Annotated in this window: 25 protein-coding genes and 1 pseudogene; 17 read left to right on the top strand and 9 right to left on the bottom strand. The window is 71.1% G+C overall.

From position 1 onward, the window contains the following. Positions 1-225: 225 nt before the first annotated feature. From MQN93_RS21055 to MQN93_RS21030, 6 genes are read left to right on the top strand one after another with little or no spacing between them, the layout of a single operon-like run. Positions 226-1,137 (top strand): endo alpha-1,4 polygalactosaminidase, encoded by a 912-nt coding sequence (locus MQN93_RS21055; protein ID WP_242710771.1) that lies wholly within the window; start codon positions 226-228, stop codon positions 1,135-1,137. A 7-nt stretch (positions 1,138-1,144) separates the two neighbouring features. Continuing rightward, positions 1,145-2,440 (top strand): ABC transporter substrate-binding protein, encoded by a 1,296-nt coding sequence (locus MQN93_RS21050; protein ID WP_242710770.1) that lies wholly within the window; start codon positions 1,145-1,147, stop codon positions 2,438-2,440. 23 nt (positions 2,441-2,463) lie between these two features. Next, positions 2,464-3,426 carry a carbohydrate ABC transporter permease gene (locus tag MQN93_RS21045; protein WP_242710769.1) on the top strand — a complete coding sequence of 321 codons (963 nt, stop codon included), beginning with the start codon at positions 2,464-2,466 and terminating at the stop codon, positions 3,424-3,426. Further along, positions 3,423-4,262, top strand: coding sequence for a carbohydrate ABC transporter permease (locus tag MQN93_RS21040; RefSeq protein WP_016430753.1), 840 nt, complete (start codon positions 3,423-3,425; stop codon positions 4,260-4,262). Before MQN93_RS21045 ends, MQN93_RS21040 begins: the two co-directional genes overlap by 4 nt. Then, positions 4,259-5,206 (top strand): carbohydrate kinase family protein, encoded by a 948-nt coding sequence (locus MQN93_RS21035; protein WP_242710768.1) that lies wholly within the window; start codon positions 4,259-4,261, stop codon positions 5,204-5,206. The genes MQN93_RS21040 and MQN93_RS21035 overlap by 4 nt, the downstream gene beginning before the upstream one ends. Further along, positions 5,203-6,504 carry an alpha-glucosidase/alpha-galactosidase gene (locus MQN93_RS21030; protein WP_242710767.1) on the top strand — a complete coding sequence of 434 codons (1,302 nt, stop codon included), beginning with the start codon at positions 5,203-5,205 and terminating at the stop codon, positions 6,502-6,504. The genes MQN93_RS21035 and MQN93_RS21030 overlap by 4 nt, the downstream gene beginning before the upstream one ends. Positions 6,505-6,514: 10 nt before the next feature. Here MQN93_RS21030 and MQN93_RS21025 read toward each other — a convergent pair whose 3' ends face one another. Beyond that, positions 6,515-7,039, bottom strand: a complete 525-nt coding sequence (locus tag MQN93_RS21025; protein ID WP_242710766.1) for a flavoprotein — start codon at positions 7,037-7,039, stop codon at positions 6,515-6,517. 9 nt (positions 7,040-7,048) lie between these two features. Further along, entirely contained in the window at positions 7,049-7,507 is a 459-nt protein-coding gene (locus MQN93_RS21020; RefSeq protein WP_242710765.1) for a nuclear transport factor 2 family protein, read from the bottom strand. A 116-nt stretch (positions 7,508-7,623) separates the two neighbouring features. On the opposite strand from MQN93_RS21020, the gene MQN93_RS21015 reads away from it, so the two are divergent. Then, complete coding sequence (locus MQN93_RS21015) at positions 7,624-8,175, top strand: TetR/AcrR family transcriptional regulator (RefSeq protein WP_242710835.1); 552 nt, start codon at positions 7,624-7,626, stop codon at positions 8,173-8,175. Between the two features lie 661 nt (positions 8,176-8,836). On the opposite strand, the gene MQN93_RS21010 is transcribed toward MQN93_RS21015, so the two are convergent. Together MQN93_RS21010 and MQN93_RS21005 are read right to left on the bottom strand one after the other, a co-directional pair. Beyond that, positions 8,837-9,031: a ferredoxin gene (locus tag MQN93_RS21010; RefSeq protein WP_016430759.1), complete on the bottom strand. Its 195-nt coding sequence runs from the start codon at positions 9,029-9,031 to the stop codon at positions 8,837-8,839. A gap of 13 nt (positions 9,032-9,044) precedes the next feature. Then, on the bottom strand, positions 9,045-10,244 hold the full coding sequence (locus MQN93_RS21005) for a cytochrome P450 (protein WP_242710764.1): 1,200 nt from the start codon (positions 10,242-10,244) through the stop codon (positions 9,045-9,047). Positions 10,245-10,520: 276 nt separating this feature from the next. Here MQN93_RS21005 and MQN93_RS21000 point away from each other — a divergent pair, with 276 nt between their 5' ends. Both MQN93_RS21000 and MQN93_RS20995 read left to right on the top strand, forming a co-directional pair. Then, on the top strand, positions 10,521-11,150 hold the full coding sequence (locus MQN93_RS21000) for a LysE family transporter (protein WP_037780707.1): 630 nt from the start codon (positions 10,521-10,523) through the stop codon (positions 11,148-11,150). A 106-nt stretch (positions 11,151-11,256) separates the two neighbouring features. Then, on the top strand, positions 11,257-11,703 hold the full coding sequence (locus MQN93_RS20995; RefSeq protein WP_242710763.1) for a nitroreductase family deazaflavin-dependent oxidoreductase: 447 nt from the start codon (positions 11,257-11,259) through the stop codon (positions 11,701-11,703). 70 nt (positions 11,704-11,773) lie between these two features. Here MQN93_RS20995 and MQN93_RS20990 read toward each other — a convergent pair whose 3' ends face one another. After that, positions 11,774-12,691 (bottom strand): cation diffusion facilitator family transporter, encoded by a 918-nt coding sequence (locus MQN93_RS20990; RefSeq protein ID WP_242710762.1) that lies wholly within the window; start codon positions 12,689-12,691, stop codon positions 11,774-11,776. Positions 12,692-12,837: 146 nt separating this feature from the next. Here MQN93_RS20990 and MQN93_RS20985 point away from each other — a divergent pair, with 146 nt between their 5' ends. Together MQN93_RS20985 and MQN93_RS20980 are read left to right on the top strand one after the other, a co-directional pair. After that, a complete protein-coding gene (locus MQN93_RS20985; protein WP_242710761.1) occupies positions 12,838-13,851 on the top strand; it encodes a glutathione S-transferase family protein in 1,014 nt (337 codons plus the stop codon). 110 nt (positions 13,852-13,961) lie between these two features. Then, positions 13,962-14,246, top strand: a complete 285-nt coding sequence (locus MQN93_RS20980; protein WP_037780709.1) for a DUF4235 domain-containing protein — start codon at positions 13,962-13,964, stop codon at positions 14,244-14,246. Positions 14,247-14,308: 62 nt separating this feature from the next. On the opposite strand, the gene MQN93_RS20975 is transcribed toward MQN93_RS20980, so the two are convergent. Both MQN93_RS20975 and MQN93_RS20970 read right to left on the bottom strand, forming a co-directional pair. After that, positions 14,309-14,701 carry a VOC family protein gene (locus MQN93_RS20975; RefSeq protein ID WP_016430766.1) on the bottom strand — a complete coding sequence of 131 codons (393 nt, stop codon included), beginning with the start codon at positions 14,699-14,701 and terminating at the stop codon, positions 14,309-14,311. Between the two features lie 604 nt (positions 14,702-15,305). Beyond that, positions 15,306-16,019, bottom strand: coding sequence for a TetR/AcrR family transcriptional regulator (locus tag MQN93_RS20970; protein ID WP_242710760.1), 714 nt, complete (start codon positions 16,017-16,019; stop codon positions 15,306-15,308). 142 nt (positions 16,020-16,161) lie between these two features. Here MQN93_RS20970 and MQN93_RS20965 point away from each other — a divergent pair, with 142 nt between their 5' ends. Continuing rightward, on the top strand, positions 16,162-17,664 hold the full coding sequence (locus MQN93_RS20965; RefSeq protein WP_242710759.1) for an APC family permease: 1,503 nt from the start codon (positions 16,162-16,164) through the stop codon (positions 17,662-17,664). A gap of 446 nt (positions 17,665-18,110) precedes the next feature. Next, positions 18,111-19,742 carry an amidohydrolase gene (locus MQN93_RS20960; protein WP_242710758.1) on the top strand — a complete coding sequence of 544 codons (1,632 nt, stop codon included), beginning with the start codon at positions 18,111-18,113 and terminating at the stop codon, positions 19,740-19,742. Positions 19,743-19,771: 29 nt separating this feature from the next. On the opposite strand, the gene MQN93_RS20955 is transcribed toward MQN93_RS20960, so the two are convergent. Then, complete coding sequence (locus MQN93_RS20955) at positions 19,772-20,248, bottom strand: GNAT family N-acetyltransferase (RefSeq protein ID WP_242710757.1); 477 nt, start codon at positions 20,246-20,248, stop codon at positions 19,772-19,774. 104 nt (positions 20,249-20,352) lie between these two features. On the opposite strand from MQN93_RS20955, the gene MQN93_RS20950 reads away from it, so the two are divergent. From MQN93_RS20950 to MQN93_RS20940, 3 genes and pseudogenes are all read left to right on the top strand, one after another. Beyond that, positions 20,353-20,715, top strand: coding sequence for a DUF1304 domain-containing protein (locus MQN93_RS20950; RefSeq protein WP_016430771.1), 363 nt, complete (start codon positions 20,353-20,355; stop codon positions 20,713-20,715). Next, entirely contained in the window at positions 20,712-21,275 is a 564-nt protein-coding gene (locus MQN93_RS20945; RefSeq protein WP_242710756.1) for a TetR/AcrR family transcriptional regulator, read from the top strand. The genes MQN93_RS20950 and MQN93_RS20945 overlap by 4 nt, the downstream gene beginning before the upstream one ends. Before the next feature lie 31 nt (positions 21,276-21,306). Next, a pseudogene (locus MQN93_RS20940) lies at positions 21,307-21,492 on the top strand (TetR/AcrR family transcriptional regulator); the annotation flags it as partial. A gap of 118 nt (positions 21,493-21,610) precedes the next feature. On the opposite strand, the gene MQN93_RS20935 reads toward MQN93_RS20940, so the two are convergent. After that, the gene (locus MQN93_RS20935) at positions 21,611-22,570 is read right to left on the bottom strand and encodes a GlxA family transcriptional regulator (protein WP_242710755.1); all 960 of its coding nucleotides are present in this window, start codon (positions 22,568-22,570) and stop codon (positions 21,611-21,613) included. A gap of 71 nt (positions 22,571-22,641) precedes the next feature. On the opposite strand from MQN93_RS20935, the gene MQN93_RS20930 reads away from it, so the two are divergent. Continuing rightward, positions 22,642-23,592 (top strand): NADP-dependent oxidoreductase, encoded by a 951-nt coding sequence (locus MQN93_RS20930; protein ID WP_242710754.1) that lies wholly within the window; start codon positions 22,642-22,644, stop codon positions 23,590-23,592. Positions 23,593-23,854: the final 262 nt, after the last annotated feature.

Below are 23,854 nucleotides of genomic sequence, written 5' to 3'. Positions count from 1 at the left end.
GGCGAGCGTACGTCGTCGGTCCCGCACGCCTCCGCTCTGCCTGCCCCCTCTTGACGGCGGGCATCACCAGGCGCTTTCATCCTGGACACGTGCCCCCGCGTGCAGCAGGGCACTCAGAGGTGCGCCCAGCCGGTAGCGGACGAGCTCCAAGTCCGGCCAAAGTCGCCAGGACCGACCGGACACCCGGTCCGAGGCGGGGTCGTACCCGCGATTGATGGAGCGGACATGCCCGCCAAGGGTGTCTCCCGCGTCGGAGGTCTCGGGACGGCCGTCGGCGCCTGCCTACTTCTCGTCGCCGGACTGTCGGCGTGCGGCTCCTCAGGGAAGTCCGCCGGCTCGACGGGCGATCACGCGGAGACCTCCGCCGCGGCGGGCCCGTCCGGTGCCTCTTCGAAGGCCTCGGGCCCGTCACCGACCGCGACCGGCGGGCTGCGCCTGCCGCCGCTCCACGCCGGCTTCGACTACCAGATCGGGGGCGCCTATCCCCCGCCGGCGGGCGTCCGCATCGTCAGCCGCGACCGCACGGCGGCACCCGCGCCCGGGCTGTACAACATCTGCTACGTCAACGCCTTCCAGGCCCAGCCGGACGAGCGTGCCTCGTGGCCCGCCGATCTGCTGCTGCGGGACGGACACGGCAAGGTGGTCGTCGACGAGGACTGGGGCGAGGCCCTGCTCGACATCCGCACACCGGCCAAGCGCGAGCGGGTGGCGGCGCGGATCGGCCGGTGGATCGACGGCTGCGCGGACAAGGGCTACGACGCCGTCGAACCCGACAACTACGACAGCTACACCCGCTCCCGTCACCTGCTGACCGCCGACGACGCGATGGCCTTCATCACGCTGCTGTCGCGGCACGCACACGCCCGGCAGCTCGCGATCGGCCAGAAGAACACGGTGGAACTGGCCGGGTCCAGGAAGCGGTTGGGGCTCGACTTCGCGGTGGCGGAGGAGTGCGCGGAGTACGACGAGTGCGGACGGTACGCGAAGGCCTTCGACGACCGGGTGATCGTGATCGAGTACACGGACAGCGGGCTGCGCAAGGCCCGCGCCGGCTTCGCAGGGCGGCTGAGCATCGTCCGCCGGGACGTGCAGGTCTCGACGCCCGGCAGCTCCGACTATGTGCGCAAGGTGCGGTGAGGCAACGATGACTGACGGTATGTCACGTCGCGGTCTGCTGCTGGGCGCGGCCTCGGTCGCCGCCGTGAGCGGCTGTGCCGGCGGCGGTTCGGACGGAGTGGGCGCCGACGGCAAGGTGACCGTGGAGCTGTGGCACGGGCAGGCGGACACGGCCCGCAAGGCGCTGGAGAAGCTGGTCGCGGAGTTCAACCGCACACATCCCTCGATCCATGTCGACGCGGGCGGCGGCGGGGTGCTCTCCGACGCGATGCTGCAGAAGGTGACCGCCGCGCTCGCGGCCGGTTCCTACCCGGACATCGCCTACATCTTCGGCTCGGACCTCGCGAGCGTCGCGCGCTCCCCGCGCGTGGTCGACCTCACCGACGCGATGCGCGACGGGCCGACGCCGTGGACGTCGTACTGGAAGCCGGTGCGGGACGCGGTGACCGTCAACGGCCAGGTGCGGGCCGCGCCCGCGGTGCTGGACTCGCTGGCGGTGGTCTACAACCGCAAGCTGTTCCGGCGCGCCGGTGTGCCCTTCCCGAAGGCGGGCTGGACCTGGGACGAATTCACCGCCGCGGCACGGCAGTTGACCGACTCCGGCCGGGGTGTCTTCGGCACGGGCTGGCCGGGGGTCGGCGACGAGGACACCGTCTGGCGGCTGTGGCCGATGATCTGGGACCTCGGCGGTGACGTCGTCGCCGCGGACGGCAAGCACATCGGCTTCGCGAAGCAGGGCGTACGGGCCCTGGAGACGGTCGCGCAGCTCGCCCGCGACAAGAGCGTGTACGTCGACATGAAGTCCGGCAGCGAGCAGATGTACCAGGTGTTCCTCAGCGGCCGGATGGCGATGGTGCCGACCGGCCCCTGGGAGCTGCCGGACATCATGACCGCCAAGATCGACTACGACGTGGTGCCGCTGCCGTCCTACAGCGGGCGGCCGGTGACCATCTCGGGGCCCGACACCTGGACGGTGTTCGACAACGGCAGTGCCCGCTCGCGGGCCGCCCAGGAGTTCGTGCGCTGGATGATGCAGCCCGCGCAGGACGTGCGCTGGGACATCTCGGCGGGGAGCCTGCCGCTGAGCACGGCGACGGCCGACCGGTCGCAGTGGCGGCGGCACAGTGCCGAGACCACGGGTCTGCACGTCTTCACCGACGCCCTGCGCACCGCCCGCGTCCGCCCGATCCATGCCGCGTACCCGCAGATCTCGCAGGCGCTCGGCGAGGCGGCCGTCTCCGTCCTGCTCGGCCGGGACTCCCCGAAGAACGCCGTCGACCGATGCGCCGACAAGGCCGACGCGGCCCTGCTGATCCCCAGGTGACCTCCTCCGTACGGGAGACCGTCATGTCCACCATTCCCCGCGCCCTCACACTCGCTCCGCAGGCGCCCGGCGTCCAGGCCTCCACCCGGCGGGCCGCGCGCCGCCGCGCCCGCCGGGAGCGGGCCACCGCCTGGGCGTTCATCGGCCCGTCGGTCCTGGTGATCCTCGGCCTGAGCATCGTGCCCGTCGTCTGGTCGCTGCTGCTGTCGTTCCGCGCCGACGACCTCGTCACGCCCGGCCGCTGGGTGGGCCTGGACAACTACCGCGCCCTCGCCCAGGACCCCAACTTCCGTACGGCGGTGGGCAACACGCTGCTGTACACGGCCCTGTACGTCCCGCTCAGCCTGGTCGGCGGGCTGGCCCTCGCGCTGGCACTCAACCGGCGCATCCGCTTCATCGGGATCTACCGCACGCTGGTGTTCATCCCGTTCGTGGTGTCGGCGACGGCCCAGGGCGTGCTGTTCTCGTTCATCCTCGACCCGGACTTCGGTGTCGCCAACGCGCTGCTGCACCATCTGGGCGTCGCCAAGCAGGGCTTCCTGTCCGACCCGAACCAGGCGCTGTACCTGCTGGTCCTGATCTCCCTGTGGAACAGCGTCGGCTTCTGTGTCGTGGTCTATCTGGCGGCGCTGCAGGACGTGCCGCCCGAACTGGTGGAATCGGCGCGCCTGGACGGCGCGAACCGCCGGCAGATCCTCCGGCACGTCACCTGGCCCGCGCTCACCCCGGTCACGGTGTTCCTGGTGCTGTGGCAGCTCATCACGGCGCTGCAGGTCTTCGACCTGATCTATGTGACGACCAAGGGCGGTCCGCTCGACTCCACCACCGTCGTCGTCTACTTCGTCTGGCAGCAGGCCTTCCAGTTGTTCACCGCCGGGTACGGGGCGGCGTCCGCGTACGTCCTCGCGGTGGCCCTGCTCGTGGCGGGCGGCGCGCTGCATCTGGTGCGGCGCCGCCTGGGCCGTACGGAAGGAGCCGCCCGATGACCGCGCGCCGTCCGACGACCGCGCACCGCTCCACGCTCGGCTGGCATCTGCTGCTCGCCCCGCTCGCGCTGGCCTTCGCGCTGCCCCTGGTGTGGCTGGTGCTGAGTTCGGTGATGTCGGACGCGGAGATCAACCGCTTCCCGCCGGCGCTGTGGCCGCACGGCATCCACCTGGGCGGCTACCGGTATGTGTTCGGCAACGCGATGTTCCCCCGCTGGTTCCTCAACTCCCTGATCGTGTCGACGGTCGCGGTCGCCTCGAACCTGTTGTTCGGGGCCCTTGGCGGCTATGCGTTCGCGCGGATGCGGTTCGGCGGGTCGCGGGTGGTGCTCGGGCTGATGCTGGCGACGATGGTGGTGCCGTTCCAGCTGACGATGATCCCGACGTTCCTGGTGATGAAGTGGCTGGGGCTGATCGACACGCTGGGCGCGCTGATCGTGCCGTCGCTGGTGACGCCCTTCGCGGTGTTCCTGTTCCGGCAGTTCTTCCTCTCGCTGCCGCGCGAGATGGAGGAGGCCGCCTGGATCGACGGGTGCTCACGGCTGCGGGTGCTGTTCTCGATCGTGCTGCCGCTGGCCCGGCCCGCGCTCGCCACGGTGGCGGTGCTGACCTTCCTCACCGCCTGGAACGACCTGTCGTGGCCGCTGATCGCGATCAACCACGACACGCAGTACACGCTCCAGCTGGGTCTGACGACGTTCCAGGGACAGCACCACACAAAATGGTCCGCGGTGATGGCCGGCAATGTGATCACCGTGCTGCCCGTGCTGGTCGCGTTCCTGCTCGCGCAGAAGACTTTCATCCAGTCGCTCACATCGAGCGGGATCAAGGGGTGACCGAGGTGTCGTACGACCTGGTGGTGATCGGGGACGTCAACCCCGATGTGGTGGTGGGTCCCGTCGACGGGCTCGCGTTCGGCCAGCGCGAACAGCTCGTGGAGCACGGCCGGTTGGTGCTGGGCGGCTCCGCGGCGATCATGGCGTGCGGGGCGGCCCGGCTGGGGCTCACGGTCGCGTTCGCGGGGCGGGTGGGCGACGACGCGGCGGGAGCGTTCGTACGGCAGGCCCTGGAGAGCCGGGGCGTCGACGTCACCCATCTGACAGTGGACCCCCAACTCCCCACGCCGCTCACGGCGATCGTGACCACCGGCGACGGCGACCGGGCCATCCTCACCTCGTCGGGCTGTCTGGCCGCGACGGGCCCCGAGGACGTGCCGCCCGGCCTCCTGGCGTCGGCGCGCCATGTGCACTCCGGGTCCTTCTTCCTGATGCCGCTCCTCGCGCGTTCCCTGGCCGAGGTGTTCGACCAGGCGCGCGCGCACGGGGCGACCACCTCGCTGGACACCAACGACGACCCCGCGGCCATGTGGGACCGCACCTTCCTGGACCCGGTCCTGAAGGTCACGGACGTGCTGCTGCCGAACGCCGCCGAGGCCCGCGCGCTGTCGGGGGCGGATCAACTGGACGATGCCGCACGGTCGTTGGCGCGCTACGGGCCGACCGTCGTCGTCAAGGACGGTGCGGACGGTGCGCTCGCCTGCACGGGCGCGGACCTGCTGCGCGTGGGTGCCGTGCCCGTCGAGCCCGTGGACGCGGTGGGCGCGGGCGACAGTTTCGACGCCGGTTTCGTCGCGGCACGGCTGCGCGGACTGGATCTGCGTGACGCGCTGACGGTCGCGGCCGCGTGCGGCTCGCTGTCCACCCGCGCGCACGGCGGTACGGCGGCACAGCCGACCTGGGACGAGGCATGTGCCGCCGCCGATCTGAAAGGGAACGGATGAAGATCGCTTTCGTGGGGGCGGGCAGCGTGGTGTTCACGCAGGGTCTGCTGGCGGACCTGTTCGCCTTCCCCGAACTCGCGCACGCCCACATCGCGTTGCACGACATCGACCCCGAACGGCTGGCGACGGCGGAGGGCGCCGCCCGCCACATAGCGGAGGTGCGTGGGGCGAAACCGGAGATCACCGCGCATCTGCAGCGGCGGCCGGCGCTGGCGGACGCGGACTTCGTCATCAACATCGTCCAGGTCGGCATGGACGCGGCCACCCGCACCGACTTCGCCATCCCGGCACGCCACGGCCTGCGCCAGACGATCGGTGACACGCTCGGCGTAGGTGGCATCTTCCGGGCGCTGCGCACCTTCCCCGTCCTCAAGGGCATCGCCGAGGACATGGCCGAACTCTGCCCCGACGCCCATCTGTTGAACTACACCAACCCCATGGCGATGAACGTCCTCTACCTGAGCCGTATCGCCCCCCGGCTGAAGGTCACCGGGCTGTGCCACTCGGTGCACTGGACGATGCACGACCTGTCCGCCCTGGTCGGCGTGCCCTTCGAGGAGGTCTCGTATCTCGCGGCCGGGGTCAACCACCAGGCGTGGGTGCTGCGTTTCGAGCGGGCGGGGCAGAACCTGTACCCCCTGCTGGACGAGGCGATCGACCGCGACCCCGGCCTGCTGCGCCGTGTCCGCGTGGACATGTACCGCAGGCTGGGCCACTACCCCACCGAGACGAGCGAGCACTCCTCCGAGTACGTGCCCTGGTATCTGCACCACGACAGCGAGATCGAGCGGCTGCGGCTGCCGGTGGGCGCGTACCTGGAGATCATCAAGGAGAACGCGGCGAGCTACGAACGCACCCGCGAGGCGCTCGCGGCGGGCCGCCCCCTCCCGGTGGAGGGCACGCTGGAGTACGCCCCGCAGATCATCCACAGCACGGTCTCGGGCACGCCCCGCGTGGTCTACGGCAATGTCCCCAACCGCGGCCTGATCGACAACCTGCCGGCCGACTCGGTGGTCGAAGTGCCGTGTCTGGTGGACGCGTTGGGCGTCCAGCCCACCCGTGTCGGCTCCCTGCCCCCGCAGTGCGCCGCCCTCAACCGCGCCTACGTCTCCGTCACCGACCTGGTGGTGCGGGCGGCCACGGACGGCGACCCGCGCCATGTCCGGCACGCGGCGATGGCCGACCCGGCGACGGCCGCGGCGTTGCCGGTCGAGCGGATCTGGGACCTGTGCGACGACCTCGTGCGGGCGCACGGGGAGCTGCTGCAGCCGGAGTTGCGGGAGGTGCTGGGGCACTGACCGGTCGGCGTCAGTCCAGCAGGTCCAGCGCCCTCTCCCACGGGAACTCGGGCCGTACGCCGCCCTGTTCCTCGCCCGAGTAGGGCTCGCCGAACCGGACGCCCATCCCGCGCAGCCGTACCAGACTGTCCTGGTAGGCGGGGTGGGTGGCCAACGTGTCGGCCACGCACGGGAGTACGGCGACGGGGACGCCCATGCCGCAGGTCTCGCACAGGGTCGCCACCGCCAGGGTGTCGGCCAGGCCCGCCGCCCACTTGTTGATGGTGTTGAAGGTGGCGGGCGCGACCACGACGGCGTCGGGCGGCGGAAAGGGCCGCGGCTCACCGGGAGTTCGCCATGCGGAGCGGATGGGGCGGCCGGTCTGCGCCTCCACGGCGGCGGTGTCGAAGAAGCCGTTCATGGCGACCGGTGTCGCGAAGACGCCGACGTCCCAGCCCCGTTCCTGCGCGGCGGTGATCAGTCTGCCGACGTCCGCGGCGACGCCGGCGGCGCAGACGACGACGTAGAGGAAGGGTTTCGGGGGGTGTTGGGTCACTCGGGAACCCTACTGAAGGGGGAAGGAGCGACCCCGTTCGGCTTCGGGGCGCGGGCCGTGGATGCGGCGCTCCTTCTCCTCGATCGGCACGTCGTTGATGCTGGCCTCGCGGCGGGTCATCAGACCGTGCTCGTCGAACTCCCACAGTTCGTTGCCGTAGGAGCGGTACCACTGGCCGTCGGCGTCGTGGCACTCGTACTGGAAGCGGACGGCGATGCGGTTGCCGTCGAAGGCCCACAGGTCCTTGCGCAGGGCGTAGTCCAGTTCGCGTTGCCACTTGGCGGTGAGGAGTTCGACGATCTCGGCGCGACCCTTCACGAAGGTGTCGCGGTTGCGCCAGACCGAGTCCTCGGAGTAGGCGAGCGACACCTTGTGCGGGTCGCGGGTGTTCCAGGCGTCCTCGGCGGCCTGGACCTTCTGCGCGGCGGTCTCGCGGGTGAAGGGGGGCAGGGGCGGGCGGTCGGCCATGGGGGTTCCTCCTCGGCGGGCGCACACTTATTGGAGAACGTCCGTTCTCCGCTGGGCTGCTACCGTAGGAGAACGCTCGTTCTCACGTCAAGGAGGTCGTTCGCAGCATGGCCGTCATGGACCGCGCGGTCGCCCGCGAGCAGGCGCTGGACGCCGCCGAGGAGTTGTTCTACGGGCGGGGCATCCAGGCCGTCGGCATGGACGACATCCGGGCCGCGTCGGGGGTCTCGCTGAAGCGGCTCTACCAGCTGTTCCCCGCCAAGGAGCAACTGGTGGAGGCGTATCTGGAGCGGCGCGACGTGCGCTGGCGCGGGCGCCTCGCCGAGTTCGTGCAGGGCCACGAGGACCCCGAGGAGCGGATCCTGGCGGTCTTCGACTGGCTGGAGCGCTGGTTCGGCGAACCCGGCTTCCGCGGCTGCGCCTGGATAAATTCCTACGGCGAGCTGGGCGCCACCTCGTCCCGCGTGGTGGCCCAAGTCCGCAGCCACAAACGCGCGTTCCGCGCCTACCTAGCCGACCTGGTAGCCGACGCGGGCCTCCCCGCCCCCCTGACCGGCCGGCTCTTCCTCCTCGCAGAAGGCGCCATGGTCACCGCCGGCATCACCGCAACCCCAGAACCGGCCCGGGAAGCCCGCCAAGCGGCAGCCGCGCTGCTCCACTCAACCTGACCCCCCACCCGACCCCGACACGGGCACACACGAGCCCACGGGGCATGACCTCGGAAGCCGAAACCTCACCGTTCGGACACGGCAAGGAAGAGCACCGGGCGAAAGCCGCCCGAGTCGCACGGCCCCACCGCACGGCCAGCCGGAGGCACGACTCGGGCGCGCCAAACCCGCCGAGGAACGCAAGAGCGCTGAGCGAAAGCCGCCGAGCCGCACGAGGCCACCCGCCGCCGAACCCAACGAACAGGCCGAAACCACCAGGCAAGACACCGAGCCGCACAGCACCACCGCGCGGCCAACCGGAGCCACACGGCTCGGGCGCGCCGAGCCGACCGGCGAAGGAAAAGCCGCCGGACACAAGCAGCCGAGCAGGGCGAGGCGGCCCCGCCGACCCGCTGAAAGCGACGAACCGGCCGAGACCAGCGGGCGAGGCGGCCAGCCGCGGCGCATCACCGCGTGGCCCGACCAAGACGCGCTGCTCGGGCACGGGCGCGCCGAGCCCGACGCGGGGGCACGGGCGCCAGGTGAAGGGCAGCGAGCCGTACTGCGCCACCGCACAGGTCCATATACCCCCCACCCGCCGAGCCGCCGACCCGCCGCCGAAAGCAGCAAACATGCCGACGGCGCCGGGCCGCGCAGCAGTGCCGTGCGGGCCGGCGTAGGCCTACTTCTCGGAGAGCGTGATGGCGCCCACCGGGCAGGCTCGGGAGGCCTCGCGGGTCATCGGGTCTTCGGTGCCGTTCTCGCTGCTGGGCAGCAGCATGCTGAAGCCGTCATCGTCCTGGGTGAAGACGTTCGGGGCGGCCAGGGCGCACTGGCCCGCGCCGATACAGACGTCCTTGTCGATGTCGATGTGCATGGCCTGCAGCCTCTTACCAGGTCACGGGGAGTTCCAGCATCCCCTGGATCGTGTCTCCGGGCTTGAAGGGGATCTCGTCCGCCGGGACGGCGAGACGCAGCTTCGGCAGCCGGTCGAACAGGGAGTGCAGGGCGATCTCCAGCTCGGCGCGGGCCAGGTTCTGGCCCAGGCACTGGTGGATGCCGAAGCCGAACGCCACATGGTGGCGGGCGGACCGGTGCCAGTCGAGGGTGTCGGGCGCGGCGTAGACCTCCTCGTCGCGGTTGATGACGGAGGTCGCGAAGATGACGCCGTCGCCCGCCCGGATCGTCGTACCGCCCGCCTCGATGTCCTCGGTGGCCCTACGCAGCAGCCCGTCCGCGATCGACAGCATGCGCATCAGCTCCTCGACCGCGGCCGGCAGCAGCTCGGGAGTGTCGCGCAACTCGGCCAGCCGCTCCGGGTGCTGAAGGAGCGTGAAGGTCCCGAGGGAGATCATGTTGGCGGTCGTCTCATGCCCCGCGACCAGCAGGATGGTCGCAAAGGCGATGACCTCCTCGCGGTCCAACTCCCCTTCGCGCAGCTGCCGGTGGACCAGCTCGTCCAGCACCCCGTCGCCCGGTTCGGACTCCTTCTCCTTGCGGTCGATCAACTCCTCGAAATACGCGTCCAGTTGACTGCGCGCATCCTGCACGTCCTCGACCCGGGGCCCGCGCAGCAGCCGCCGCGACTGCCCCTCGAAGAACTCGTGGTCGGCGTAGGGGACGCCGAGGAGGGCGCAGATCACCATGGACGGCACGGGCAGCGCGAACGCGCTCACCAGCTCGGCCGGCGGCCCCTGCTCGATCATCGCGTCGAGCCGCCCGTCCACGATCCGCTGGATGCTCGGGCGCAGTTCCGCGGCACGCCGCAGGGTGAAGCTGGGCACCATCATCCGCCGCTGGGTGCGGTGCTCCGGGTCGTCGACACCGAGCAGCGCGACCTTCCGGTTCCGTACCGCGGCGAACCGCTTGGTGGTTGCGGGGAAGTCGGGATGGTCGCGGTCGGTCGACAGCCGCTGGTCGGCGAGCAGATCGCGGGCCAGGGCGTGGCCCGTGACCAGCCAGGCCGGACGGCCGTCGTAGAGCGTGATCCGGCTCAGTGGGCGGGTGGTGCGCAGGGGCTCGTAGCCGGTTGGGGGGTGGTAGGGACAGGTCCGGTCCTGGGGGAATGCCACAGGTTCCGTTTCCGGCATGGAAGACCTCGCAGACGAAGAGTGCGTCGTGCAGATCTTCATTAGATGCCCGAGGCATCCAGCGAACGACGTGAAGTTCGGCCAGATCGGTGGTGCGGGCATTCTGGCCGGGGATGCTCGCTCAGGCATCCAAATTCGGTTGTGGACCGCGGGCACCGGCCCCCACAATCCCGTCATGCCTACGACCGAAGCCTTCCTGCCGCTGACCACCGCGACCTCCCCGGTCCGGTCCCAGCAGCAGCCCGGCCCGCCGTGGAGGCCGACGCTTCCCACGGCGTGACCGCCGCGCTCGTCGCGGGGCTGGTCGCGGGCTACGGCATCGCCGTGCCCGTCGGCGCCGTCGCGACCTATCTGGTCTCCCTGTCAGCTCGTACGTCCCTGCGGACCGGCGCCTGCGCCGCGCTCGGCGTCGCCACCGCCGACGGCCTCTACGCCCTGCTCGCCACCCTCGGCGGCTCCGCCCTTGCCGCGGCCCTGCGGCCGGTGCTGGTGCCGCTGCGCTGGGCCTCCGCCCTGGTGCTGGCGGTGCTCGCGGTCCGGGGCGCGGTGGTGGCCGTACGGCAGTACCGCGGCCACCGGCTCGCGGCCCGTTCGGCTCCGCCTCCCCCGAGTGCGGCGCGGGCGTATCTGAGCCTGCTGGGGATCACGCTGCTCAACCCCACCACGGTGATCTACTTCGCCGCGCTGGTGCTCGGCACCCGGACCTCCGAGGCGGTGGCGCCCCTGGAGGAGGGCGTCTTCGTCCTGGCGGCCTTCGCCGCGTCCGCGAGCTGGCAGCTGCTGCTCGCCGTGGGCGGGGCCCTGCTGGGCCGGATGCTCACGGGTCACCGGGGCCGGCTGGTGACCGCGCTGCTGTCGAGTGGCGTGATCTTGTCGCTGGCACTACGGATGGTGGTGGCCCGATAGGGACCACCGTGGTGACCGTGGTGGATGAATCACGGACGGACCGGCGTTGGACCACGGTGCCGATCGACAGTGACGTCGGTGATCAGTCGACGATGGGACGGATGACATGCCTCTAGAGGGTGAGTACGAACCCAGCCCGGAGCAGTGGGTGCGCGATCAGGTGGAGCTGTACGAGAGCTCCGGCGGCACGAAGGGGACGACCCTGCGCGAGACCGGCCTGCCCGTGATCGTGCTCACGAGCCGCGGCGTCAAGAGCGGCAAGATCCGCAAGACGCCGCTGATGCGCGTCGAACACGAGGGGCGGTACGCCTTGGTCGCCTCCCAGGGCGGCGCTCCCAAGCACCCCGTCTGGTACCACAACCTCAAGGGCGACCCCCATGTGGAGCTCCAGGACGGCCCGCAGAAATGGGACATGACGGCCCGTGAGGTGACCGGCGCGGAGAAGGCCGAGTGGTGGGAGCGCGCCGTCGCGGCGTACCCGCCGTACGCCGATTACCAGAAGCGCACGGACCGGCAGATCCCGGTCTTCGTGCTGGAACCGGCGACGCCGTAGCGCTCGTAGGGGCCCGGGAAAAAATCTTCGTCCGCGGTGCATGAAGCGGACGGCCCCGGGCACCCGAGTGTCAGGCCCCGCCGCGTTCCCCCGTCGCGGCGGGGCTTTCCCGTGCCTCCTCGGCCCGGCGGTCGGTGATGTCGAGGAAGATCTGGTCGGCCTCGGAGACCAGGCGGGCCAGGGACCGCTTGATCCGTACGGCGACGTCCTCGACCCGCTCGCTGTCCATTCCGGGCACCAGGTCGACGCGGGCCGCCACCAGCGCCGAGTCGAGACCGGTCTTCATGGTGAAGACCGCCTCCACGCTGTCGATCTCGGGCTGCGCGCTCAGCACTTCCTGGATCCGGGCCGCCGTCTCCGGGTCCGCGGCCTCCCCGATCAGCTGGTCACGGGCCTCGCGGCCCAGGTGGTAGGCGATGAAGACGAGCAGCGCGCCGATCGCGAAGGACGCCGAGGCCTCCCACACGACCTGCCCCGTGACCATGTGGAGCGCCATGCCCGCGGCGGCCAGGGTCACACCGAGCACCGCGGTGCCGTCCTCGGCGACCACCGTGCGCAGCGCGGGGTCGCGCAGGCCCTCCTTGCCGCCCTGACGGCGCACCTGCTGCAGGGCCCGCAGCAGGGAGACGCCCTCGGCGAGGAAGGCGACGCCGAGCACGATCAGGCCCGCCACATAGCCGCTGGTCTTCTCGTCGGCGCCACTCTTGAGGGCCTCGAATCCCTGGAAGAAGGAGAAGCAGCCGCCCATGACGAAGATCCCGACGGCCGCGAGGAGCGACCAGAAGAACCGCTCCTTGCCGTAGCCGAAGGGATGCCGCTCGTCGGCAGGGCGCTTGCTGCGGCGCAGCGCGGCCAGCAGGAAGACCTCGTTGAGGCTGTCGGCGACGGAGTGTGCCGCCTCCGACAGCAGCGCGGGCGATCCCGCGAACAGACCGCCGACGGCCTTCGCCACCGCGATCAGAAGATTGGCTGCCAGTGCCACCAGCACGGTGACACGAGTCCTGCGATCGGCCTTGGTATCAGTGGATGTCCCGGTCACCTACGCCGAATGCCCCTCTCCCGGCGGATCACACCGTGCGGCAGGCTGAATTCGGGGAACGCGTAGACCGGGGACACGCACTTCAGGGAGGCACCATGGGCGGCGGGGGCAACAGCACGTACGGGAAGAAGCCGTTCAAGCGGTCCAAGAGCCACTTCGCGGACCGGATCACGGCGGACGGCCGGGACGGCTGGCCGGTGGAGGCCGGCCGTTACCGGCTGGTGGTCAGCCGCGCCTGTCCGTGGGCGAGCCGGGCGCTGGTCTCCCGCCGTCTCCTCGGCCTGGAGAACGCCCTGTCCCTGGCGGTCGCCGACCCGATCCAGGACGACCGCAGCTGGCGTTTCACCCTGGACCCGGACGGCCAGGACCCGGTGCTCGGCATCCGTTTCCTCAGCGAGGCCTACGACCGCCGGGAGACCGGCTATCCCGGCGGGGTGAGCGTGCCCGCGATCGTGGACGTCCCGAGCGGACAGCTCGTCACCAACGACTACCAGCAGATCACCCTCGACTTCGCCACCGAGTGGACGGCCCTGCACCGCGACGGTGCACCCGACCTCTACCCTCAAGCCCGGCGCGACGAGATCGACACGGTGATGGCGGAGGTCTACGAGGACGTCAACAACGGGGTGTACCGCGCCGGGTTCGCCAACGACCAGGCGGAGTACGAGGGTGCGTACGCCGGTGTCTTCAGGCGGTTGGAGCTGCTGACGCAGCGGCTGGAGCAGCAGCGCTATCTGGTGGGCGACACGATCACCGAGGCGGACATCCGGCTGTTCACCACGCTGGTCCGCTTCGACGCCGTGTACCACGGCCACTTCAAGTGCAACCGCTGGAAGGTGACGGAGAATCCGATCCTGTGGGCGTACGTCCGTGATCTCTACCAGACGCCGGGATTCGGTGACACGGTCGACTTCGACCACATCAAACGGCACTACTACCAGGTCCACAGCGGCATCAACCCGACCGGGATCGTTCCCGTCGGCCCGGAGCTGTCGGGCTGGCTCGCGCCCCATTTCCGCGAGGAGTTGGGTGGGCGGCCGTTCGGCGACGGGACGCCTCCGGGGCCGGTGCCCGCTGCCGAGGAGATCGCCGCCGCGGGGCGGCCCTGATGACGACGAGTCGACGACTCGATGACTCGGCGGCGCGATGACTCGATGACTCGATGACTCGACAATGCGACACGAAGGAGACAGACGTGGCGAAGACGAAGAAGAAGAAAATGAAGCTGCCGCTCGCCTACAAGCCCATGGGGTTCGTCATGGGCTGGGTCAGCGGCTCGCTCGCCGGTCTCGCCTTCCGCAAGACGTGGATGGCGATCCGGCACGAGGAGGACGCGCCCGACGCGCTGGACAAGGAACGCGGCTGGGGTGAGATCCTGCTCGCCGCCGCCGTTCAGGGCGCCCTGTTCGCCGTGGTGCGCAGCGCGGTGGACCGTACGGGCGCGAAGGCGATCGAGCGCTCGACGGGGGTCTGGCCGGCCGGCGACAAGGGCGGCCGGGACTGACCTCCCGGAGGGGCCGGCCGGTGAGCCGGCCGGCCTCGCCGGACTGTTCGGTTCGCTGTGGGTCAGCCCTGCTTGGGAGCCGTCGGTGTGGCGCTGCGCAGGGAGAAGGAGTGTCCGGCCGGGTCGGCGTAACTGCGCTGCTCGAACGGTCCGGACGCGTCCCTCGTCTCCAGCGGGCGCCCGCCGAGCTCCACTATCTTGCGCTCCGCCGCGTCCAGGTCGGCGACGTCGAAGTCCAGATGGGCCTGCAGGGAGTTCTCCGGGCGCGGCCAGCTCGGCGGAGTCGCGTTCGCATCACGCCGGAAGGCCATCCGCAAGCCGTCGGCGCCCCTGATCTCCACCCGGTTGGCGTTCGCCCCCGTCTCCTCCCCCTCCAGCAACTCCTTGTAGAACACGGCGAGTTTCTCCGGCTCAGCGCAATCGAGCACCACCCAGCCAGCTTCCACCAGTGGCATGTCTCCTCCGTACGGTCAGGGGCACGGGGCATCGCGCCCCACCGCCGCGCTCTCTCTGTTAGATATCCCGGTCCGGCGGTTTCAGTCGCAGGAGTGGCCGTCCGGCGGGGGTGTCTCAGTTGCCGGTGGCCGGGGGTGGCTGTGAGGCCTCGGGGGCTGTCAGTTGCCGGGGGCCGGCCGTCCGGCCACCGGGGGCGTCAGATCGGGCGTTGCCCGTCGCCTCGGGGGCTGTCGGTCGCCGGGCGCTGGTGGTCAGGCCTCCAGGGCTGCCGGTCTCCGGGCGTTGACTGTTGATGTCCCCCGGCGGGTGTCAGACGTCGGGCGGTGTCAGACCCGGGAAGCCATGAGATCCCGGGCAGTCATCAGACCCCGGAAGCCATGGGACCCCGGGCAGTCATCAGACCCGGGAGCCATGAGACCCCGGGCAGCCATCAGACCCGGACGCCCATAAAACCCCATGCCCATCAGACCCGGAAACCCATCACACCCGGGAGGTCGTCAGACTGGGAGGTCGTCAGGCCCGAGAGACGCCAGGCCCCGGGGAGCAGGTCCAGGGGCGTCAGACCCGAGGGCAGGCTCGGCGGGGTCGGCCCCGGGGCTGTCGTCAGGACTTGTCCTTGGTCTGTGACAGGCGGGTCGTTGCTGCGCTGAGCAGGAGGTCCAGGGCGGCTGGGTAGGAGCTGTGGCTCATGTCGGTGACCAGGTGGTGGGCCGTGGCGGCGATGTGTGGGTGGGTGTCGGCGGGGAGGCGGGCGTAGGTCGCTCGCCAGACGGCCGTCTCGGCTTCTCGGGCGGCCTGTGGCAGGGCGACGCTCGCCGAGTCGAAGGCGCCGAAGGCGAGGGCCTGGTCGACGAAGGCGTGGTAGATCCGCACCGCGTCGGGGTCGGGGAAGCCGGCGTCGCGCAGGACGCCGAGGATGGTCTCGACAGCCTGGATCTCGTGCACGCGGCCGGTCACGCGGTAGGAGCTGAGGACCGCCGCGCGGGGGTGCGCGAGCGCGCCCGCGTGCATGCGCAGGCCGAGGTCGCGCAGGTCGGCGCGCCAGTCGCCGGTGGGCCGCCAGGTGCTCAGCGTACGGCCGATGAGCTCGTCGGTGATGGCGAGCATCAGGTCGTCGGTGTGCCGGAAGTAGCGGTACAGGGAGCTCGGGTCGGCGCCGAGGGCGCGGCCGAGGCGGCGTACGGACAGCGCGTCCGCGCCGTGTTCCTCGATCAGCCGCAGGGCGGTTTCGACGATCAGCTCCTCGGAGAGCACGACTCCCTGCTTGGTGGGGCGCCTGCGCCGCCGGGCGGCGGGCGGGACGACGCGTTCGCTCATGGGCTGCCTCCTTGGAGTGCCGTGGCGGCCTCGCCACCGGACCGCACCTTATGACAACACCGTTGACCTGTTAAGTCTCCGGGCAGTTTCATGTGCGTTCACCGGGGCCCACCGGGCCCCCAGGTGTGAGCGGAGACCGGCCATGCCCGACGAGCCCTTCGGCACAGACCCACCCGCGCCACCCGCGCTGCGCAAGTCCCTCGGCGTGCTCGACGGCATCGCCATCGCCGCCTCCAGCACGGCCGCGACCACCAGCATCGGCATCGGCCTGGGCGTCACGGCGGGCGTCGTCGGACTGCATCTCCCGGCCATCATGCTGCTGGCGTTCCTGCCCGTCCTCGGTATCGCGGGCGCCTTCTCCCGGCTGAACCGGGTGGAGCCGAACGCGGGCAACGGCTATGTCTGGGTGGGCCGTTCACTCAGTCCGTGGCTCGGCTTCATGGTCGGCTGGGTGAACATCGTGGCGACGCTGGCGTTCCTCGCCTATACGACCGCGGTCACCGGGTCGGCGCTGATCCAGCTCGCCGGGGAGGCCGGGCTGCACCGGGTGGGCGGCCTCGCCCTCGACCCGGGGTCGACGGCCCAGACCACGGCGGTCGGCATCGTCGTCCTCGTCGCGGTCACGCTGACCGCCGTCACCGGCATCCGCACCGCGGCCCGCCTGCAGACGGGACTGCTGATCTTCGAGTACGTCGTCCTGCTCGGCTTCTGCGGATACGGCATCGTCCACGGCCCGCACTCCTTCAGCCTGAGCTGGTTCGACCCGTTCGCCATCCCGTCGGCGACCGCGCTCGCCCAGGGGATGCTGCTGTCGGTGTTCTGCTACTGGGGCTTCGAGGCGGCGTTCAGCGTCAACGAGGAGGTGCGTGATCCACGGGACGCCTCCCGGGCCGGTCTGATCACCCTGGTCACCATGCTGACGCTGTTCCTGATCGGCTCGGTCGCCTTCCAACGGGTGCTGTCCGAGCAGGAGTTGGCCGGACACGGCGCCGAGGGGCTGGCGTTCTTCGGGGACCGGCTGGCCTCGCAGCCACTGGCGGCACTCCCCCTGGTGGCGCTGATGTTCTCGGCGGTCGCCTCACTGCAGGCCGGTGTGATCCCGACGGCCCGCGCGATGTTCGCGATGAGCCGCGACCGTACGCTCGGGCCCGTATGGTCCAGGGTCAGCAGCCGCTACGGCACTCCCGCGGCCGGGACGCTGCTGATCGGCGGGCTGGCGACGGTGATCGCCGCACTCGCCCTGGTCATTCCCCGGCTCGCGGACATGATCATGGCGACGGTGAGCGCCGTGGGCATCGTGGTCGCCCTGTCCTACGCCCTCACGGCACTCGCGGCGGCCGCGCGCTTCCGCTCGCTGCTGCGGGAGAACCCGCGCGAGGGCGTACGGGCCGTGGTGCTGCCCACGCTCAGCGCGCTGATCCTGCTCGGGCTCGGCGGATATCTCGGCCGGTCCTTCTACACCTCGGCCGACCACCTCGAACTCCGCGCCGACAACGGCTGGTTCCTGCTCCTCACTCCCCTGGCGATGATCACGTCGGGCTTCCTGGCCGCCGCCTGGGCCAAGTGGGTCCGCAGATCACCGTACTTCCGCACCGGCACCGGCACGAACGCCGACGCACCCCAACTGATCGCAACGACCGACTGACCCCAACTCGGCGAGCGGAGAGGGAACATGCGAGCAAACCTGTCCCTCACCGGCGGCCCGCGAGATGGCGGCCCACCGTCCAGCACCACGGCGCCGACACACCGCAACCGATCGCCACACCGACCAACTCCGACCCCCTGACCAGGAACGGACCATGCCGACAGGCCAGCACTGCCAACGCCCTGAACGCAACAACACCCCAGCTGATCGGCAACGACCGGCCGACCTCAACTCCCCCAACCGGAACGGAACATGCGGCAGACCTCCTCCTCACCGGCGGCGCGCGAAGCGGAGAAGGACCCGCCTAGATATCCGCCACCCCGGACCACGCCCCGGCGCGCGCTCGCGGCTGGCGCGCCGGCAACGCCGTGAACGCCCGACAGCCCGGCACCCCAGCTGACCGCACCAGCCGACTGCCTCCCCAACTCCTCTACAAGGAACGGACCATGCCAGCAGATCTCCTCTTCACCGGCGGCCCCGTCCTCACCCCCGAAGGCCGTACCGCCACCGCTGTGGCCGTCGCCGGCGGGCGCATCGTCGCCATCGGGCACGACGAGGTGCGCGAGCTCGCCGGGCCGCGGACCGAAGTGGTCGAGCTGGACGGGCGGTTGCTGCTGCCCGGGTTTCAGGATGCGCATGTGCATCCGATCCCGGCGGGGCTGGAGCTCGGGCAGTGTGATCTGACCGGGACCAGGACGGCCGAGGAGACGGTCGCCGTCGTTCGGGCGTATGCCGAGGCGCATCCCGAGCGGGAGTGGATCCTCGGCGGCGGCTGGTCCATGGAGGCCTTCGAGGGCGGTACGCCGACGAAGGCCCTGCTGGATACGGCGGTGCCCGACCGGCCGGTCTATCTGCCCAACCGCGACCACCACGGCGCCTGGGTCAACAGCCGCGCCCTGGAGCTCACGGGCATCGACGCCGCCACTCCCGACCCGGACGACGGGCGGATCGAGCGGGACGCGGCGGGCGAGCCGAGCGGCACGCTGCAGGAGGGCGCGATGCAGTTGGTCGGGCGGCTGACACCACCGGCCACGGCGGCGGACCGGCTGGCGGCACTGCTGCACGCGCAGCGGCATCTGCACGCGCTCGGCATCACGGCCTGGCAGGACGCGCTCGTCGGGGACTTCCTCGGTATGGACGACCCGGCCGGGGCCTATGTGGCGGCGGCGCGCGAGGGGTCGCTGACCGCGCGGGTCCGCGGCGCGCTGTGGTGGGACCGTGAGCGCGGGGCCGAGCAGATCCCCGAACTCGTCGAGAAGCGGACCGCGTTGAGCCATGGACGGTTCAGGGCGGGCAGCGTCAAGCTGATGCTGGACGGGGTCGCCGAGAACGGCACGGCCGCGCTGCTGCACCCGTACCTGGACCGGTGCGGCTGCGCCACCGCCAACCGCGGCAAGAGCTTCATCGACGCGCGGCACCTGCCCAAGTACGTCACCGAGTTGGACGCGCTCGGCTTCCAGTGCCACTTCCACGCGCTGGGCGACCGTGCCGTACGCGACGCGCTGGACGCGGTCGAGGCGGCGCGGACGGCGAACGGGCCGGGCGACACCCGGCCGCATCTGGCGCATCTGCAGGTCGTGCACCCCGACGACGTGCCGCGCTTCGCCCGGCTGGGCGCCACGGCGAACATCCAGCCCCTGTGGGCCGCGCACGAACCGCAGATGGACGAGCTGACCATTCCCTTCCTGGGGTCCGAACGGGCCGCATGGCAGTACCCCTTCGGCGCGCTGCTGCGCTCGGGCGCGAGGCTCGCGGCCGGCAGCGACTGGCCGGTCAGCAGCCCCGATCCGCTCCAGGGCATCCATGTCGCGGTCAACCGCGTGGCCCCCGGCGGCGACGGCTCCCGCGTCTTCCTGCCGCGCCAACGGCTCACTCTCACCGAGGCGTTGACGGCGTACACGGCGGGCTCGGCCCATGTGAACCACCTCGACGAGACCGGCCGGATACGGGTGGGCGCACTGGCGGATCTCGTGGTCCTCGACCGTGATGTGTTCGCGGAGCCCGTGGAATCGATCGCCGACGCGCGGGTGGAACTCACTTATGTGGGAGGGGAGATGGTGTACGCGGCTCGCCCATAGGCGTGCACCAGAGAGCCGCCCGCTGGGACCTACAGGGCCTGCCGCAGGGTGAGCGTCATGGCTGTGAAGCCGCCGCGCTCGTAGAAACGTATGGCCTCCGTGTTCGTCGCGTACGCGGTCACCTCCGCGTGCTCGGCCCCCTGCCGCCGGGCCCAGTCGAGGAACTCCTCCACCAGCCGGTCTCCGGCGCGCGCCCGCCGGTGCTCGGGGCGGACGTAGATGCTGACCAGGGTCGCTGCGGTGACGGTCCGCTTCGCCGTGGGCCCGGTGACGGTGCCCAGCAGGTGCCCGACGACCTGTCCGTCGCGCTCCACCGCGAGGACGAGGTGTGCCGGGTCCTCCAGTGCGGCGGCGAACGTCCGCGCGCCGTACTGAGGCGGCCAGTCGACGTTGACGCTGCGGTCCCGCATGCCGCCGTCCTCGGCGAACAGCCCGGCGCTTGAAGCGACGAGACCCGGGATGTCCTCGGCACGAGCCCGTCGCACGATCACCTGGTGGTCAGTCATGCGCGCAGGCTACCCACGGGCACTGACAGCGGGACTTCCTGGACAGCTGTCCAGGTATAGTGGACAGCTGTCCAGGAAGTTGGAAGAAAATCACGGAGTCCGCAATGGAGACGCTCGCCGACGTGCTGGTCGCACTGGTGGCCGCGCTGCACGTCTACATCCTGGTGATGGAGATGTTCCTGTGGCAGAAGAAGCCCGGGCGGGGGCTGCACGGGTTCGATCGCGAGATGGCACGGGCGACCGCCCCGATGGCCGCCAACCAGGGCCTCTACAACGGGTTTCTCGCGGCCGGACTGATCTGGGGCCTCGTCGCGGCGGATCCGACCGGGTTCCGCGCCCAGGTCTTCTTCCTGTGCTGCGTCGTGGTCGCGGGCGTCTTCGGCGCCGTCACGGCCAACCGTCGCATCCTGTTCGCCCAGGCGCTGCCGGGCGCGCTCGCCCTGGCCGCCGTCCTGGTCGCGCGGTGACCCGCGCCGCGCCGCAGGATCCGCGGGCCGCACGCACCCGGGCGCGGCTGCGGGAGGCCCTGCTCGCGGAGTGCGCCAAAAGGCCCCTCGCAGAGGTCGGCGTGGCCGCGCTGGTGCGCAGGGCCGGCGTCGGACGGGCCACGTTCTACGTCCACTACGCCGGCATCGAGGACCTGGCGATCGACGCCTGCGCGGATGTCGTACGGGAGGCCGTGGAGGCGCTGCACTCCTGGACCGGGCGGCCGGACCCGGTCCACGCGCCGCCCGCGCTCACCGCCTTCTTCGACTCGCTCACCCCGCACGCCGACCTGTACCGCGCCCTGCTGACCCCGGGCGGCGGCGGCCCCCTCGGCCGGGTCCTCCACCGCGACCTGCGGGCCTACAGCCTGCGCGAGCGCGAACGCGCGGGCGCCGCCGACGCCCCACTGATCGCGTCCGCCGTGGCCGCCACCTTCGCCGGAGTACTGGCCGACTGGCTGTACGGCCTCCTGGACACCGACACCGGTCACATCGCCGACCAAGTCTGGCAGTTGCTGATCGCTCTACACACCAGCCGCTGACCACCGCCCGCCGGACGAACCCATGCGGCCGCGGGCCCACAGGCTGCGCCGGCGGGTATGCGCGGGCGCCGCCGACGCCCCACTGATCGCGTCAGCCGTGGCCGCCACCTTCGCCGGAGTACTGGCCGACTGGCTGCACGGCCTCCTGGACGCCGACACCGGTCACATCGCCGACGAGGTCTGGCAGTTGCTGATCGCCCTGCACACCAGCCGCTGACGTCCGCCCGCCGGACGACCCAGGTGACAGCGGGCCGCCAGGCTGTGCGAGCGCGAACGCGCGGGCGCCGCCGACGCCCCACTGGTCGCGCTGACCATGCAACCGCCGCCGGGCCGCCCTAGCGGGCGGCCGTCTGGAACGTGCGGCGGTAGGCCTGCGGTGAGACCCCGATGGCCGCGTGCAGGTGTTGACGGAGGGAGGCGCCCGTGGCGAAGCCGACCTGGCCGGCGATCTGGTCGACGGAGAGGTCGCTGGACTCCAGCAGGTGCCGGGCCCGGGCGACGCGCTGCTGGACGATCCAGCGGCCGGGGCTGAGACCGACCTCCTCGTTGAAGCGGCGGGCGAAGGTGCGCAGGCTCATGCGTGCGTGACCCGCCAACTCGGTGAGGGTGAGCGGCTGGTCGAGGCGTTCCAGGACCCAGGCCCGGGTCGCCGCCGTGCTCGCCGCGCCGCTCTGCGGCACCGGCTGCTCGATGTACTGCGCCTGGCCACCGTCCCGGAACGGCGGTACGACGCAGCGGCGGGCCACGGTGTTGGCCAGCTCGCTGCCGTGGTCGGTGCGGACGATGTGCAGGCAGACGTCGACACCGGAGGCTGCTCCGGCGGAAGTGAGGATCCTGCCGTCGTGCACGAACAGGACGTCGGGGTCGACGTCGATCTGCGGGTAGCGCCGCCGGAACAGGTCGGTGACCTGCCAGTGCGTAGTGGCCCTGCGGCCTTCGAGGAGGCCCGCCGCGGCCAGCACGAAGGCGGCCGTGCAGATGGACACGATCCGGGCGTCCGGCCGGATCCGGGCGAGCGCGGCGGCGACCTCCACGGGCAGTTCGGTGGGGATGTGCGAGGGCGTCATGGAGGCGACCACCACCGTGTCGGCCGTGGCCAGCACCTCCGGCCCGTGCTCGACACCGATCGTGAAGTCGGCGCAGCTGCGCACCGGTTGGCCGTCGACGGAGCAGGTCACCACCTCGTACCGCCCGTCGGCCGCGCCGAAGATCCGGCTCGGGATGCCGAGCTCGAAGGGGTAGACGCCGTCCAGGGCCAGCACGACGACCCGTTCCACTTGCCGTTCACCGCTCATGGCACGATCTTATCGAAGCTTGGCAATCGTGCCATTTTCTTGCCGGGCGGCCCGGGGCAGGCTGGTTCACCATGAGCACTGTGAACACCATGCGAGCCATCAGCCAGGACGACCTCGGCGGCCCCGAGGTCCTGAAGCAAGTGGAACTGCCGCGCCCCGAGCCGCGCACCAACGAGGTCCTGGTCAGGGTCCGCGCCGCCGGCGTCAACCCGACCGACTGGAAGCACCGCGCGACCGGCGGCTTCCTGGGCCGGCCGCCCTACGTGCTGGGCTGGGACGTCTCCGGGGTGGTCGAGGCGGTCGGCATCGGCGTCGCCCACTTCAAGCCCGGCGACGAGGTCTACGGCATGCTGTCGTACCCCTTCGGGCACGGTTCCCACGCCGAGTACGTCGCCGCCCCGGCGCGCTGGTTCGCGCACAAGCCGGCCTCCGTCGACCACACGCAGGCCGGCGCGCTGCCGCTGGTCTCCCTGACCGCCTGGCAGGCCCTCGTGGAGAACGCCGGCCTGCAGCCGGGTCAGCGGGTGCTGATCCACGCCGCGGCGGGCGGGGTGGGCCATGTGGCCGTACAGATCGCCAAGGCGCGCGGCGCGCATGTGATCGGCACCGCGAGCGCGGGCAAGCACGAGTTCCTGCGCGGGCTCGGCGCGGACGAGACGATCGACTACCGGGAGACGGACTTCGCCGAGGCCGTGAAGGACGTCGACGTAGTGCTGGACACCATCGGCGGCGACACCGGCATGCGGTCGCTGCGGGTGCTGCGCCCGGGCGGCATCGTCGTCTCCATCATCCCGATGGGCTCCAGCGACTTCCCCGAGGAGGCCGAGCGGCTCGGGGTGCGGGCGCTGAGGATGCTCGTGGACGCCTCCCGCAGCGGGCTGGAGGCGATCACGGAGCTGGTGGAGGCGGGGAAGCTGCGCCCCGAGATCGCCGGTACCTTCCCGCTGGCCGAGGCCGCCGAGGCCCACCGGCAGGGCGAGACCAACCGCACGGCCGGAAAGCTGGTCCTGCTGGTCGACTGATCGGACCGGTACCGATCCCGCCCGTGCCTCTTCGTCACCCTGCGGATCATCGCCCTGCAGGAAGCCTTCGTCGCAATTCGAAGACATATGTCAATCGAACATGCTCAAATTCACTCCAACGAGGGTAACTTGCAGGGCGAAGAAACAGATTTGCGCTCACAGGGGACCCGGGGACGCATCTGCGCTCGTACGCTCGCTGCACGATGTCACCCCGGCCCCCGGTGACCTGCAACACCGCAGCGGACGGAGCAGGTTGGAGGCG

Source organism: Streptomyces spinosisporus, assembly GCF_022698145.1.
Lineage (GTDB): Bacteria > Actinomycetota > Actinomycetes > Streptomycetales > Streptomycetaceae > Streptomyces > Streptomyces spinosisporus.
The sequence above is the reverse complement of the archived record's forward strand: the minus strand, read 5'-3'. Positions and strand labels throughout refer to the sequence as shown.

What these genes read in the sequence shown, in the direction of transcription:
- MQN93_RS21055 (WP_242710771.1), top strand. Translation starts at nt 226, where the DNA reads ATGCCCGCCAAGGGTGTCTCCCGCGTCGGAGGTCTCGGGACGGCCGTC.
- MQN93_RS21050 (WP_242710770.1), top strand. Translation starts at nt 1,145, where the DNA reads ATGACTGACGGTATGTCACGTCGCGGTCTGCTGCTGGGCGCGGCCTCG.
- MQN93_RS21045 (WP_242710769.1), top strand. Translation starts at nt 2,464, where the DNA reads ATGTCCACCATTCCCCGCGCCCTCACACTCGCTCCGCAGGCGCCCGGC.
- MQN93_RS21040 (WP_016430753.1), top strand. Translation starts at nt 3,423, where the DNA reads ATGACCGCGCGCCGTCCGACGACCGCGCACCGCTCCACGCTCGGCTGG.
- MQN93_RS21030 (WP_242710767.1), top strand. Translation starts at nt 5,203, where the DNA reads ATGAAGATCGCTTTCGTGGGGGCGGGCAGCGTGGTGTTCACGCAGGGT.
- MQN93_RS21020 (WP_242710765.1), bottom strand. Translation starts at nt 7,507, where the DNA reads ATGGCCGACCGCCCGCCCCTGCCCCCCTTCACCCGCGAGACCGCCGCG.
- MQN93_RS21015 (WP_242710835.1), top strand. Translation starts at nt 7,624, where the DNA reads ATGGACCGCGCGGTCGCCCGCGAGCAGGCGCTGGACGCCGCCGAGGAG.
- MQN93_RS21010 (WP_016430759.1), bottom strand. Translation starts at nt 9,031, where the DNA reads ATGCACATCGACATCGACAAGGACGTCTGTATCGGCGCGGGCCAGTGC.
- MQN93_RS21005 (WP_242710764.1), bottom strand. Translation starts at nt 10,244, where the DNA reads ATGCCGGAAACGGAACCTGTGGCATTCCCCCAGGACCGGACCTGTCCC.
- MQN93_RS20995 (WP_242710763.1), top strand. Translation starts at nt 11,257, where the DNA reads ATGCCTCTAGAGGGTGAGTACGAACCCAGCCCGGAGCAGTGGGTGCGC.
- MQN93_RS20985 (WP_242710761.1), top strand. Translation starts at nt 12,838, where the DNA reads ATGGGCGGCGGGGGCAACAGCACGTACGGGAAGAAGCCGTTCAAGCGG.
- MQN93_RS20980 (WP_037780709.1), top strand. Translation starts at nt 13,962, where the DNA reads ATGAAGCTGCCGCTCGCCTACAAGCCCATGGGGTTCGTCATGGGCTGG.
- MQN93_RS20975 (WP_016430766.1), bottom strand. Translation starts at nt 14,701, where the DNA reads ATGCCACTGGTGGAAGCTGGCTGGGTGGTGCTCGATTGCGCTGAGCCG.
- MQN93_RS20970 (WP_242710760.1), bottom strand. Translation starts at nt 16,019, where the DNA reads ATGAGCGAACGCGTCGTCCCGCCCGCCGCCCGGCGGCGCAGGCGCCCC.
- MQN93_RS20965 (WP_242710759.1), top strand. Translation starts at nt 16,162, where the DNA reads ATGCCCGACGAGCCCTTCGGCACAGACCCACCCGCGCCACCCGCGCTG.
- MQN93_RS20960 (WP_242710758.1), top strand. Translation starts at nt 18,111, where the DNA reads ATGCCAGCAGATCTCCTCTTCACCGGCGGCCCCGTCCTCACCCCCGAA.
- MQN93_RS20955 (WP_242710757.1), bottom strand. Translation starts at nt 20,248, where the DNA reads ATGACTGACCACCAGGTGATCGTGCGACGGGCTCGTGCCGAGGACATC.
- MQN93_RS20950 (WP_016430771.1), top strand. Translation starts at nt 20,353, where the DNA reads ATGGAGACGCTCGCCGACGTGCTGGTCGCACTGGTGGCCGCGCTGCAC.
- MQN93_RS20935 (WP_242710755.1), bottom strand. Translation starts at nt 22,570, where the DNA reads ATGAGCGGTGAACGGCAAGTGGAACGGGTCGTCGTGCTGGCCCTGGAC.
- MQN93_RS20930 (WP_242710754.1), top strand. Translation starts at nt 22,642, where the DNA reads ATGAGCACTGTGAACACCATGCGAGCCATCAGCCAGGACGACCTCGGC.